The 12,719-nt window shown below is 72.0% G+C and carries 13 protein-coding genes; 4 read left to right on the forward strand and 9 right to left on the reverse strand.

Translation table 11 applies throughout. The annotated features are described in order from the left end of the window. From glgX to galE, 3 genes are all read right to left on the reverse strand, one after another. Positions 1-1,522, reverse strand: a 1,522-nt coding sequence (glgX, locus tag J1M41_RS06355; protein ID WP_206451392.1) for a glycogen debranching protein GlgX, incomplete at its 3' end; no start/stop codon positions are given. A gap of 158 nt (positions 1,523-1,680) precedes the next feature. Beyond that, positions 1,681-3,552 (reverse strand): glutamine--fructose-6-phosphate transaminase (isomerizing), encoded by a 1,872-nt coding sequence (glmS, locus tag J1M41_RS06360; RefSeq protein ID WP_206451393.1) that lies wholly within the window; start codon positions 3,550-3,552, stop codon positions 1,681-1,683. A gap of 50 nt (positions 3,553-3,602) precedes the next feature. After that, on the reverse strand, positions 3,603-4,658 hold the full coding sequence (gene galE / locus J1M41_RS06365) for a UDP-glucose 4-epimerase GalE (RefSeq protein ID WP_134416848.1): 1,056 nt from the start codon (positions 4,656-4,658) through the stop codon (positions 3,603-3,605). A gap of 74 nt (positions 4,659-4,732) precedes the next feature. Between galE and coaA the strand changes: the two genes are divergently transcribed. The 3 genes from coaA to J1M41_RS06380 are packed head-to-tail and all read left to right on the forward strand — an operon-like array spanning position 4,733 to position 6,876. Next, positions 4,733-5,743 carry a type I pantothenate kinase gene (gene coaA / locus J1M41_RS06370; protein WP_044659424.1) on the forward strand — a complete coding sequence of 337 codons (1,011 nt, stop codon included), beginning with the start codon at positions 4,733-4,735 and terminating at the stop codon, positions 5,741-5,743. A gap of 3 nt (positions 5,744-5,746) precedes the next feature. Continuing rightward, positions 5,747-6,496: a D-alanyl-D-alanine carboxypeptidase family protein gene (locus J1M41_RS06375; protein ID WP_144879434.1), complete on the forward strand. Its 750-nt coding sequence runs from the start codon at positions 5,747-5,749 to the stop codon at positions 6,494-6,496. Next, positions 6,493-6,876 (forward strand): MscL family protein, encoded by a 384-nt coding sequence (locus J1M41_RS06380; protein ID WP_206451442.1) that lies wholly within the window; start codon positions 6,493-6,495, stop codon positions 6,874-6,876. The genes J1M41_RS06375 and J1M41_RS06380 overlap by 4 nt, the downstream gene beginning before the upstream one ends. 94 nt (positions 6,877-6,970) lie before the next feature. Here J1M41_RS06380 and J1M41_RS06385 read toward each other — a convergent pair whose 3' ends face one another. Then, the gene (locus tag J1M41_RS06385) at positions 6,971-7,198 is read right to left on the reverse strand and encodes a hypothetical protein (RefSeq protein ID WP_206451394.1); all 228 of its coding nucleotides are present in this window, start codon (positions 7,196-7,198) and stop codon (positions 6,971-6,973) included. Positions 7,199-7,206: 8 nt separating this feature from the next. Next, a complete protein-coding gene (gene glmM / locus J1M41_RS06390; RefSeq protein ID WP_029248315.1) occupies positions 7,207-8,562 on the reverse strand; it encodes a phosphoglucosamine mutase in 1,356 nt (451 codons plus the stop codon). A 151-nt stretch (positions 8,563-8,713) separates the two neighbouring features. Here glmM and J1M41_RS06395 point away from each other — a divergent pair, with 151 nt between their 5' ends. Continuing rightward, complete coding sequence (locus J1M41_RS06395; protein WP_342214078.1) at positions 8,714-9,463, forward strand: peptidoglycan recognition family protein; 750 nt, start codon at positions 8,714-8,716, stop codon at positions 9,461-9,463. A 65-nt stretch (positions 9,464-9,528) separates the two neighbouring features. Here J1M41_RS06395 and J1M41_RS06400 read toward each other — a convergent pair whose 3' ends face one another. The 4 genes from J1M41_RS06400 to J1M41_RS06415 form a co-directional block, all read right to left on the reverse strand. Continuing rightward, on the reverse strand, positions 9,529-10,422 hold the full coding sequence (locus J1M41_RS06400) for a polyphosphate kinase 2 (RefSeq protein WP_206451395.1): 894 nt from the start codon (positions 10,420-10,422) through the stop codon (positions 9,529-9,531). A gap of 200 nt (positions 10,423-10,622) precedes the next feature. Further along, complete coding sequence (gene rpsI, locus J1M41_RS06405) at positions 10,623-11,111, reverse strand: 30S ribosomal protein S9 (protein ID WP_036317791.1); 489 nt, start codon at positions 11,109-11,111, stop codon at positions 10,623-10,625. A 41-nt stretch (positions 11,112-11,152) separates the two neighbouring features. Beyond that, positions 11,153-11,596 carry a 50S ribosomal protein L13 gene (gene rplM / locus J1M41_RS06410; RefSeq protein WP_036337972.1) on the reverse strand — a complete coding sequence of 148 codons (444 nt, stop codon included), beginning with the start codon at positions 11,594-11,596 and terminating at the stop codon, positions 11,153-11,155. A 277-nt stretch (positions 11,597-11,873) separates the two neighbouring features. Further along, entirely contained in the window at positions 11,874-12,674 is an 801-nt protein-coding gene (locus J1M41_RS06415) for a tRNA pseudouridine(38-40) synthase TruA (protein WP_206451396.1), read from the reverse strand. Positions 12,675-12,719: the final 45 nt, after the last annotated feature.

Below are 12,719 nucleotides of genomic sequence, written 5' to 3' on the forward strand. Positions count from 1 at the left end.
GCTGGCGGGCGCGGAGCGTCACGACCTCGGGGTCGTCGGTCTCCCCCTCCACGCCGCAGTTCCACGAGCGGTTGTGCGCCTCGCCGTCGTTGTTGTCCTCGCCGTTGGCCTCGTTGTGCTTCTCGTTGTAGGAGACGAGGTCGCGCAGCGTGAAGCCGTCGTGGGCCGTGACGAAGTTCACGGACGCACCGGGGCCGCGCCCGTCCCCCTCATAGAGGTCGGCCGAGCCGGTCAGGCGGGTGGCGAACTCGCCGAGGGTGCCGGGCTCGCCTCGCCAGAAGTCGCGCACCGTGTCCCGGTACATGCCGTTCCACTCGGACCAGAGGCCGGGGAAGTTGCCCACCTGGTAGCCGCCCCAGCCCACGTCCCACGGCTCGGCGATGAGCTTGACGGTGCGCAGCACCGGGTCCTGGCGGACCACGTCGAAGAACCCGGAGAACATGTCGGGGCCCTGCTCCCCCTCCACCCGGGTGAGGGTGGTGGCCAGGTCGAACCGGAAGCCGTCCACGTGCATCTCGGTGACCCAGTAGCGCAGGGAGTCCATGACCAGCTGGAGGGCCTTGGGGCTGGAGAGGTCCACCGAGTTCCCCGTGCCGGTGTAGTCCATGTAGTGCCGCTCGTCGCCCTCGACGAGGTGGTAGTAGCCGGCGTTGTCCAGCCCGCGCAGGCTGAGCATGGGGCCCTTGTCGTTGCCCTCGGCCGTGTGGTTGTAGACCACGTCGAGGATCACCTCGAGACCGGCGGCGTGCAGGTCCTTCACCATCTGCTTGAACTCGCGGACCTGGCCGCCCACCTCCGAGGAGGAGGCGTAGGCGGCGTGCGGGGCGAAGAAGCCGAGCGTGTTGTAGCCCCAGTAGTTGCTCAGCCCCTTCTCCTGCAGGGTGGCGTCGTTGACGAACTGGTGCACGGGCATCAGCTCGACGGCGGTCACCCCGAGCTCGGTCAGGTGGCGGACCACCTCCGGGTGGGCCATGCCCGCGTAGGTGCCGCGCAGCTCCTCGGGGACGGCGGGGTGCAGCTTGGTCATGCCCTTGACGTGGGTCTCGTAGATCACCGTGTCCGTGAGCTCGACGGCGGGTGGGGCGTCATCGCCCCAGTCGAAGTCCTCGGCGACGACGACGCCGAGCATGCTCGTGCCCAGGTTGTCCGAGGTGTCGATGCGGTCCGGCTCGTCGAAGTCGTACGAGTGGTGCTGCTGGCCCCACTCGTAGTCGCCGGTGAACGCCCGCGCGTACGGGTCCACGAGGATCTTGGCCGGGTTGTGCCACAGGCCGCGGGCGGGGTCCCAGGGGCCGTGCACGCGGTAGCCGTAGCGCTGCCCGTGCCCGATGCCCGCCACGTGGGCGTGCCACGTGGTGCCGTGCCGCTCCTCGAGAGGGATGCGCGTCTCCGTGCCGTCGTCGGCGACGAGGCACAGCTCGACCGCCTCCACCTCGCGGGAGACCGCGAGGGCGAAGTTGGTGCCGGTCTCGTCCACGGTGGCCCCGAGGGGGTACGGCTGGCCGATCTCCACTGTGTGCATGACTCTCCGGGGTCTCGTCGTGCGGCCCGCCGGGTGCGGCGGGCCTCCTCGGGGAGTCTACTGGGGCGGGCGGACGACCGTGCCGGACGCGTCGCGGGCCCGGCCGCTGAGTGGCGGCCGGGCCCGGCAGGAGAGGTCTCGGTGGCCTCAGCGGCGGATCACTCCACCGTGACGGACTTGGCGAGGTTGCGCGGCTGGTCCACGTCGTAGCCCTTCGCCGTGGCGAGCTCGAGGGCGAAGATCTGCAGCGGGACCGTGGTCAGCAGCGGCATGAGCATCGGCTGGGTCTCGGGGACCTCGAAGACGACCTCGGCCTGGCCGCGCACGGCCGCGTCGCCGCGCTCGGCGACGGCGAAGGTGCGGGCGCCGCGGGCGCGGACCTCCTGGATGTTCGAGACCACCTTGGCGTGCAGCGAGTGACGGTCCATGGGCGAGGGCATGACCACGAAGACCGGCTGGCCGTCGTCGATCAGGGCGATCGGGCCGTGCTTGAGCTCGCCCGCGGCGAAGCCCTCGGCGTGGATGTACGCGAGCTCCTTGAGCTTGAGCGCGCCCTCCATGGCCACCGGGTAGCCGACGTTGCGGCCGAGGAACAGGACGGAGGTGGCGTCGGCCATGGAGCGGGCGAGCTCCTTGACCTGGTCCTTGGCGGCGAGGATCTCCTCGATCTTGCCGGGGATCGCCCCGAGGTCCGCCAGGATGTCCTTGATCTGGCCGCTGAACAGCTTCTTGTTCAGCTGGGCCAGGTACAGGCCCAGCAGGTAGGCGGCGGTGATCTGCGCCAGGAACGCCTTGGTGGAGGCGACGGCGATCTCGGGGCCGGCGTGCGTGTAGAGCACGGCGTCCGACTCGCGCGGGATCGTGGAGCCGTTGGTGTTGCAGATGGACACGGTGCGGGCGCCCTGCTCCTTGGCGTAGCGGACCGCCATGAGGGTGTCCATGGTCTCGCCGGACTGGGAGATGGACACCACGAGGGTGTGCGGGTCGATGATCGGGTCGCGGTAGCGGAACTCGTGGGAGAGCTCCACCTCCACGGGGATCCGGCACCAGTGCTCGATGGCGTACTTGGCCACCGTGCCCGCATAGGCGGACGTGCCGCACGCCAGGACGATGATCTTGTCGACGGCCTTGAGCTCCTCGGGGTCGATCCGCAGCTCGTCCAGCATCAGGGCGCCGGCGGCGTCCGTGCGGCCCAGCAGGGTGTCCTGCACGGCCTGGGGCTGGTCGTGGATCTCCTTCTCCATGAAGGTCTCGAAGCCGCCCTTCTCCGCGGCCGAGGCGTCCCAGTCCACGGTGAAGCGCTTGCCGTCGGCGGGGCCGCCCCGGAAGTCCGAGATCTCGACGGCGTCGGCCGTGATCGTCACGACCTGGTCCTGCTCGAGCTCGATGGCCTCGCGGGTGAAGTCGATGAAGCCGGAGACGTCCGAGCCGAGGAAGTTCTCCCCCTCGCCCAGGCCGACGACGAGCGGCGAGTTGCGGCGCGAGGCCACCACGCGGTCCGGGTGGTCCACGTGCACGGCCAGCAGGGTGAAGGCACCCTCGAGGCGCTGGGAGGCCAGCTGCATGGCGCGGGTCAGGTCCTGGCCGGCCGCGTTCCGGTAGACGTCGGCGAGGAGGTGGGCGGCCACCTCGGTGTCCGTCTCGGAGAGGAACTCGACGCCCTTGGCGAGCAGCTCCTCGCGCAGCTCGGCGTAGTTCTCGATGATGCCGTTGTGGATCAGCGCCAGGCGGCCCTCGTCCGCCACATGCGGGTGGGCGTTGCGGTCGGTGGGGCCGCCGTGGGTGGCCCACCGGGTTTGGCCGATGCCGACGAGGCCGGTGGGGATGGGGTGCTCGGCGAGCTCCTCGGCGAGGTTGGCGAGCTTGCCCGCCTTCTTCCGGTGGTACAGCTGACCGCCGTCCACCACGGCCACACCGGCGGAGTCGTATCCGCGGTATTCGAGACGACGCAGGCCCTCCATCAGGACGTCGAGAGCGCCGTGCTCACGATCCGACTGGGGCTGGCCGATGTATCCGACGATTCCGCACATGCGCACGAGAATACCGGGCCGGACCCGACTTCGGCGCACGGCGGGCCGGCTCACTCCGCCCGGGACGAGAACCCCGCGGGGTTGGCCTCCTGCCAGGCCCAGAGGTCCCGCACCATCGCGGTCACATCGCGCCGGGCGTGCCAGCCCACCTCGGCGCCGATCGCGTCCACGGCCGCGCACGACTCGGCGATGTCCCCGGGCCGGCGCTCGACCACGCGGTAGGGGATGCGGCCGCCCGTGACCGCCTCGAAGGCGCGCACCATCTCGAACACGGTGACGCCCTCGCCCCGGCCGATGTTCCAGACCCGGGTCGTCGTACCGCCCCCGGTCGCCACCCGGGCCGCGAGCCATTCGAGCCCGGCCACGTGCGCCTCCGCGAGGTCCATCACGTGGATGAAGTCGCGCACGGCGCTCCCGTCGCGCGTGTCGAAGTCCGCGCCGAACACCCGCAGCTCGGGGTACACGCCGGAGGCCACCCGCGCCACGAAGGGCATGAGGTTCGCCGGCACCCCGCTCGGGTCCTCGCCCAGCCGCCCGGAGGGATGCGCGCCGACCGGGTTGAAGTAGCGCAGCATCGCCAGCCCGCCGCCGTCGACCGTGGCGCAGACGTCGCGCAGCACCTGCTCCGCCATGAGCTTGGAGTGCCCGTAGGGCGAGACCGGGTCTGTGGCGGCGTCCTCGGCGACCGGCACCGGCGCGCGGTCGCCGTACACGGTCGCGGAGGAGGAGAACAGGACCGTGCGGGCGCCGGCCGCGAGCGCGGCCTCGGCGACGGCGGCCGTGCCGCCCACGTTCACGTCGTAGTAGGCGGCGGGGCGGGTCATCGACTCGGTGGGCGACTTCAGCCCGGCGAAGTGCACGAGTGCGGCCGGACCGAAGTCCGCGAGCGCCCCGCGGTAGTCCTCGGGGCGGCGGATGTCGGCCACGTGCAGGCGCAGCCGCGACCCGCCCAGACGCGTTTCGGCGAGCTCGGCGACGCGCTCGAGCGACGTCGTCGTCGCCGTGACCAGGCTGTCCAGGACGAGGACGTCGTGGCCCGCCTCGAGCAGCGTGAGCACGGTGTGGGATCCGAGGTATCCGGCACCGCCGGTCACGAGAACGCGCATGGGCCGATCCTATCCGGGCCCTGTGACGTCACGCGGGGGCCCGCTCCGGGCGGGCCGCGGCCATAATGGATCGGGTGACCTACACCCCCCCGACCTCCGAGCTGCCCCTCGTGGGCCCCGAGGAGCCCGCGGACGCCGTGCCCGACGGCCACCAGCGCTCCCCCTTCGTGGAGCTGGACCGCCAGACCTGGGCCCGTCTCGCCTCGGAGATGGCGCAGCCCTTCGACCAGGCGGACGTGGAGCGTCTGCGCGGCCTCGGCGAGCATCTGTCCCTGCGCGAGGTTGCCGAGGTCTACCTTCCGCTCTCGCGCCTGCTGAGCATCAACGTGGAGGCCTCCGCGGCCCTGCGCAGCGCGACCAACGCGTTCCTCGGCGAGCGGACGGGGCGCACCCCGTACGTGATCGGGGTGGCCGGGTCGGTCGCCGTCGGCAAGTCGACGACGGCGCGTGTGCTCCAGGAGATGCTGCGCCGCTGGCCGACGACGCCGCGCGTCGAGCTGGTCACCACGGACGGCTTCCTGCACCCCAACGCGGTGCTGCACGAGCGCGGCATCATGTCCCGCAAGGGCTTCCCCGAGTCCTACGACCGCCGCGCGCTGCTGCGCTTCATGGCGGACGTCAAGTCCGGGGCGCAGGAGGTGCGCGCGCCCGTGTACTCGCACATCACCTACGACATCGTGCCGGGCGAGGAACAGGTGGTGCACCGTCCCGACGTGCTGATCGTGGAGGGACTCAACGTGCTGGCCCCGCCGCGCACCCGGGCCGACGGCACCGCCGGGCTCTCCGTCTCCGACTTCTTCGACTTCTCGGTGTACGTGGACGCGCGCGCGTCCTGGATCCGGTCCTGGTACATCGACCGGTTCATGGGTCTGCGCTCGGGGGCCTTCGCCGACCCGCGCAGCTACTTCCACCGGTACTCCTCCCTGTCGGACGCCGAGGCTCAGGCGACGGCCGAGTCCATCTGGGACTCCATCAACGGCCCGAACCTCGAGCAGAACGTGCGCCCGACCCGCGGGCGCGCCCGGCTGGTGCTCACGAAGAACGCGCAACACGAGGTGACCCGCGTGCTGCTGAGGAAGGTCTGACCCATGCGTCGCACCCTCCCTCTCGCCGCGCTGGCCGCGCTCGCGCTGCTCGCGGCCGGTTGCGGCACGCCCGCCGCGGGCCCGTCCTCGACGCCGACGACGCCGACGTCCGGCTCCGCGAGCGCGGCCGCGTCGTCCCGCGCCGCCTCGAGCACGGCGCCGTCGTCGGGCACGCACGCCGACCCGGCCACCCTCGACGTCGTCGTGAACAAGACCCGCCCCGTGGCCCCGCCCGACTGGGCGCCCTCGGATCTGGTGGCCGTGCCCGGCAGCGAGCTGCCCCTGCGGGCGGAGGCCGCGACGGCGGCCGCTGACCTGCTGGATGCCGCCGCGGCGGCGGGCCACCGCCTCACCACCCTGAGCGCCTACCGCTCGTACGACTACCAGGTCCGGACGTACGGCCACTGGGTCGACGAGCTGGGCCGCGCCGAGGCCGACCGCGTCTCCGCGCGTCCGGGGTACTCCGAGCATCAGACCGGCCTGGCCTGGGACGTGGGCGACGCCGCGACCCCCGCGTGTGACCTGGAAGCGTGCTTCGGCGACACCGCCGCGGGCCGTTGGGTGGCCGCGCACGCCGCCGAGTACGGGTTCGTCATCCGCTATCCCGCCGGGGCCGAGGACGTGACGGGCTTCGCCCACGAGCCCTGGCACCTGCGCTACGTCGGGTCCGCGGAGGCGGCCCGGGTCGAGGCGGCCGGCGGCGTCCTCGAGACCGCGTGGGGTCTGCCTCCGGCACCCGACTACGCGGACTGAGACGCACGACTCGCTCGACCCTGTACCGCGCCGCCTTCGGCAAGATCGTGAACGCGCTCGTCGAGGCGGTCCTCATGCCGCTCATCGCCGCCGCCGTGGGCTCGCCGAACTTCGACTCGTTCGCCGTGCTGACGGTCAACGGCAACGACGTGAAGTTCGGCGTGCTGCTCACCGCCATCGTCAACTTCCTGCTCATCGCCGCGGCCGTGTACTTCGCCATCGTGATGCCGATGAACAAGATGATCGAGGCCCGCAACCGCCGCCTCGGCATCGACCCCGCCGAGGAGGAGGTGCCCGCCGACGTCGCCGTGCTCACCGAGATCCGCGACCTGCTCGCCGAGCGCCGCGGCGGCCCCACCTCCGGGACCACCACCCTCTGATCTCCCCCTGTCCGACGCCGAAGGGCCCGGGACGACTCACGCGAGTCGCCCCGCGCCCTTCCTTCATGCCCTCGGCGGCACCGGGGCCGTGCCCTCAGGGCCGCGACGTCGTCCGGTCCGCGCTGGACCCGGCGTCCGGGGCGACCTCCGAGTCCTGCCGGTCCGGATCCAGGCACGGCAACCACTCCACGGGGGCGCTCTGCCGCGCACACACGGGCGCGTCCACGGCGAGGAACGCGGCCGACCACAGGACCGCCAGCCCCGCGAGCAGCTCCGCGAACAGGGTCCAGCGGCGGGGCCGGGGGGCCGCGTCCGACGTCATCGGTCCGGTCAGTCGTGCAGGCGCAGCTCGCGCTGCACGACGTCGGCCAGCACCTGGGCCTCCCGGCCGGCGGTCTCCTCGTCCGGGGCCTCGACCATGACGCGCACGACCGGCTCCGTGCCCGACGGGCGCAGCAGCACGCGGCCGGTCTCGCCGAGGCGGGCCTCCGCCTCGGCCACCGCCGCCTGGACGGCCTCGTCCTCGGCGGCGCGGGACTTGTCCACGCCGCGCACGTTCACGAGGACCTGGGGCAGCCGGTCCATCACCGCGGCCAGCTCGGAGAGCGGGGTGCCGGTCTCGGCGACGCGCGAGGCGAGCTGCAGGCCGGTGAGGACCCCGTCGCCGGTGGTGGCGTGGTCCGAGAAGATCACGTGGCCGGACTGCTCGCCGCCGAGCGAGTAGTCGCCGAGCTTCATGCCGGCCAGGACGTAGCGGTCGCCCACCTGGGTCTCGACGAGCTGGACGCCCTCCCGGCCCATGGCCAGCTTCAGGCCCAGGTTGGACATGACGGTCACGACCAGGGTGTCGTCGCGCAGGACGCCGCGGTCCTTGAGTGCCACGGCCATGACGCCCATGATCTGGTCGCCGTCGACGACCTCGCCGCGCTCGTCCACGGCGAGGCACCGGTCGGCGTCGCCGTCGTGCGCGATGCCGAGGTCCGCGCCGTGCTCGCGCACGGCCGCCTGGAGCTTCTCGAGGTGGGTGGAGCCGTAGCCGTCGTTGATGTTGAGCCCGTCCGGGGACGCGCCGATCACGACGACCTCCGCGCCGGCGGCGCGGAACGCCTCGGGCGAGCAGCCGGCGGCCGCGCCGTGTGCGCAGTCCAGGACGACCTTGAGCCCGTCCAGCCGGTGCGGGAGGGTCTGCAGGAGGTGGAGGACGTAGCGGTCCTCGGCATCCGCGAAGACGCGCACGCGGCCCACGTCCGCGCCCTGGGGCCGTCGCGGCGTCACGCCCTCGAGGTGGCGGATGATCTCGTCCTCCTGCGCGTCGGTCAGCTTCTCGCCGCCGCGCGCGAGGAACTTGATGCCGTTGTCCGGGGCCGGGTTGTGGGAGGCGGAGATCATCACACCGAAGTCGGCGTCCAGGTCCCCCACGAGATAGGCGGCGGCGGGGGTCGGCAGCACACCCGCATCCCACACGTCCACGCCGGAGGACGCCAGGCCCGCCTGCACGGCGGCCGCGATGAACTCACCGCTGATGCGCGGGTCCCGGGCCACGACGGCGACCGGGCGTCGGCCGGCGTCGAAGGCCTCCGCGCCGAGGACGGGCGAGGCGGCCTGGGCCAGCTGGACGGACAACTCCACGGTGAGGGTCTCGTTGGCCAGGCCACGGACGCCATCGGTTCCGAACAATCTCGACATGATCAGTCAGTGTAGGGGCCGCCCCTGCGGCCTGCATCACGGGAGGGTCACGAAACGGGCCCGGGGGCGGTAGCATCGGACCGGTCGAGCCCCCGCGGCCGCGCGCCCGTCCGCTCACATCCGCCCCTCCCGTTCCTGGACGCGCCGCAGCGTGCTGGGCGGCACGGGCCTGGCGATCGCCGCCGGCGTGGCCGGCTGCGGGCGTGATGAGCAGGCCGAGCAGAGCTCGGAGGGCGACGAGCAGGCCACCCGTCTGCCCGCCCCGGACATCATCACCACCGCGCAGTGGGGCGCCATGCAGCCCAACTACTACCTGCAGACCCTGAACGAGCGCCCCTCCTACCTGGTGATCCACCACACCACCACTCCCAACGTCACGGACGGCTCCCGGGAGGCGGCGGAGAGCATCGCGCAGGTGGTCCAGAACGCGCACATGGGCCCCGCGAACGACTGGGGCGACACCGGCCAGCACTTCACCGTCTCCCGCGGCGGCTTCGCGATGGAGGGCCGCCACGGCTCCCGGCACGCGCTCGAGGGCGGACAGACGTTCATGCTCGGCGTCCACGCGCTCGGTTTCAACGCGTATGCGCTCGGCATCGAGTGCGAGGGGCTGTACATGCTGAACCCGCCGCCGCAGAGCCTCTACGCCGGCCTGGTGCCGCTCGTCGCCTACATCTGCCAGCAGTACGAGCTGCCGCCGTCCCGCATCATCGGCCACCGCGACGTCACCGCCACCAGCTGCTGCGGCGACGCGTTCTACGCCAAGCTGCCGATCCTGCGCGAGGACGTCCGCCTCTCCCTGGCCTCGGGCGAGTACCACGTCTCGGAGGGCTTCGGGGCGGACAACCTCTTCGACGACGCACACGTCACCCCGGAGTACGTGGAGGAGGAGCGCGGCTGAACCCGCCCCCGCACACGACGGCGCCCCTCACCGGAAGGTGAGGGGCGCCGTCGTGTGCGGCCCGGTCAGCGCACGCGCGGGAACGATCCGCCCGAGACCTCGCCGTACTCGGCCAGCTCGTTGGCCGGGCCGCAGATCTGCGGGTCGGGGCGATGGACGATGCGCTCGTCCTTGTCCGGGTAGGGCAGCGTGTGCAGCACGTGGCGGATGGCCTCGAGGCGGGCGCGCTTCTTGTCGTTCGACTTCACGACGGTCCACGGGGCGTCGGCCGTGTGCGTGTAGAAGAACATGGCCTCCTTCGCGTTCGTGTAGTCGTCCCACTTGTCCAGGGAGGCCAGGTCGGTGGGCGAGAGCTTCCAGCGACGCACCGGGTCGGTCTCCCGCGCCGCGAAGCGATTGAGCTGCTCACGCTGGGACACGGAGAACCAGAACTTGATGATGTGCACGCCGGAGTTGACGAGCATGCGCTCCAGCTCAGGGGTCTCGCGCATGAACTCGAGGTACTGGATGTAGCACTGGAAGTACCACTGCGAGGCCTCCTCCTCCGTGGGCTTCTCCAGGGCCACGGTCCGGGCACCGCGGGGGTTGAGGTGCTCGTTGAAGCGCTTGATGGCGCCGCCCTTGCCGGCGGCGTCGCGGCCCTCGAAGATGATCAGGACCTTCTGGCCGGTCTCCTTGACCCAGAGCTGCATCTTCAGCAGCTCGATCTGCAGCTCGCGCTTGCGTCGTTCGTAGCTCTTGCGGCTGAGCTTGGTCTTGTACGGGTAGCCCTCACGCCAGGCCTGCGGGTCCGGGGTGGGGGTCTTCTTCTCCCCGCCGAGCTTGCGGCCCAGCTCCCGGATCTCGTCCACCTCGGCGGCGTAGTCACGGGTCACGGCGAAGGGGGCCTGCGCGGCGTGCTCCGTGCCGTGCTCGCCACGGGTGCGGGGGTCGGGCGTGGGACTCGTGTTCTCGGCCACGGCGGCTCCTGAGGGTGTCTTCGACCGGACCGCGCACCGGACGGGCGAGCGGCCCGTCATGGCGTCGTCGCCATGCGTCTTCATATTACCCCTGGGTCAGGTGCCGCCGGCCCACGGAGACGGCGGACGCCCCGCCCCGCTCGTGAGGAGCGGGACGGGGCGTCCGTGGGGGCACGGTGGGGACACCGTGCGGCGCAGGATCAGCGCTTCGAGAACTGCGAGGCCTTGCGGGCCTTCTTGAGGCCGGCCTTCTTGCGCTCGATGACGCGGGCGTCGCGGGTCAGGAAACCGGCCTTCTTGAGCGCCGGGCGGTTGTGCTCGCGGTCGATCTCGTTGAGGGCGCGGGAGATGCCCAGGCGCAGCGCACCGGCCTGGCCGGAGGGGCCGCCGCCGTGGATGCGGGCGATCACGTCGTAGGCGCCGGTCAGCTCCAGCAGCGTGAAGGGGTCGGAGACCTCCTGCTGGTGCAGCTTGTTCGGGAAGTAGTTCTCCAGGGCGCGGCCGTTGATGGTCCACTGGCCGGAGCCGGGGACGAGGCGCACGCGGGCCACGGCCTCCTTGCGGCGGCCGACGGCGGAGCCGGGCACGGTCAGGGCCGGGCGCTCGGAGGCGACGGGGGCCTCGGCGGCGGCGGTGGACTCAGAGGTGTAGCTCGTCAGCTCCACGTCGTCGTTCTCGTTGATGCTCATGGTTCTCCTCAGGGAAGGTCTGCGTCAGTGGCCCGCCGGGGTCACTGGGCGACCTGGCCGATCTCGAAGGTCTGGGGCTGCTGGGCGGTGTGCGGGTGCTCGGCGCCCTTGTACACCTTCAGCTTGGAGAGCTGCTGGGCGGCCAGCGAGTTCTTCGGGAGCATGCCCTTGACGGCCTTCTCCACGGCGCGGACCGGGTTGGTCTCGAGCAGCTCGGCGTAGGACTGCGACTTCAGGCCGCCCGGGTAGCCCGAGTGGCGGTAGGCGCGCTTCTTCTCGAGCTTGGCACCGGTGAGGGCGACCTTCTCGGCGTTCACGATGATGACGTAGTCGCCCATGTCCATGTGGGGGGCGAACGTCGGCTTGTGCTTGCCGCGCAGGAGGGCGGCGGTGTGGGAGGCCAGGCGGCCGAGGACGACGTCGGTGGCATCGATGATGTGCCACTGACGGTCGGCGTCACCAGGCTTGGGAGAGTACGTACGCACGTTGTCTGCCTTCAGGGTCGGTGGTGGTCCACAGCACCTGCCCGCCGGGTCGTGATTCCGGCGCGCTCGCGCTGTCAGTTCTCCGTGCGCGCCGGTCCCCCAGGTGAGGGCTGGAAGGCGTCCGGGCCCGATGCCCCGGGGGTGCGGCGCGAGCTGAAGGCCATGCAACTGAGCCACTCGCGGCACGACGCATCCGGGTGCGGGCATGCGCAACGTCCACCCATCCTACCGAACGCGGGCCCCGGAGCCAAAAGCCGCCGCCGCGGGCGACCCCGGCTCACAGGGTCCGCTTCGCCCGGGTGCCCTCGGCGCGCCGGCGCAGCTCCTCCGCCTCGTCGGGATAGCCGACGGCGAGCAGCGTCAGCCCCCCGGGCGGGGCGAGGCGCACCTCGGAGTCGCGGGCCGGCCTCGCCACCCGGTGCGCGAGCCAGCCGGGCTCGCGGGCCCCCTCCCCCACCTGCAGCAGCGCCCCGACGATCGCCCGGACCATGTTGTGGCAGAACGCGTCGGCCCGGATCCGGATGCCCACGACGCCGTCCTCATCGCGTCGCACCTCCAGGTGCTGGACCTCGCGGATGGTCGTGGCGCCCTCGCGGGGCCGGCAGAAGGACAGGAAGTCGTGCAGTCCGAGGACGGCGTCGGCCTCCAGGGCCATGAGGCGATCGTCCAGGGCGGCGCCGTGCCAGTGCTGTCTCTTATAAACATCTAAAAAAAAAAAAAAAAGGAACCCAACGCACCCGGAGAGCACCCCGCCGAGGCGACGGGTGAGGGAGGTGGCCGGCTCCAGGCCGGGCCGGCCGCGGGTCAGGCCCGCCCACTCCGTCTCGGTCAGGTCGAGGTGGACGACCTGGCCGCGCGCGTGCACCCCCGCGTCGGTGCGGCCGGCGACCACCGTGCGCACGGGCCGGCGCAGGATCCGCTCGAGCCCGTCCTCCAGCGCACCCTGGACCGAGTCGAGACCGGGCTGGCGAGCCCAGCCGTGGAAGGCGCCGCCGTCGTAGGCCAGGTCCAGGCGGACTCGCACGGATGCGGGATCCCCGGGTGCCGGCGGGACGTCCGGGCGGTGCTGCTCGCTCATGCTGCTCCTCAAGCGGGTCGGGGGGGGCCGGGGACGGCGAAGGGC

The sequence above is a fragment of the Micrococcus sp. KRD096 genome, assembly GCF_017168495.1.
Classification (GTDB): Bacteria; Actinomycetota; Actinomycetes; order Actinomycetales; family Micrococcaceae; genus Micrococcus; species Micrococcus luteus.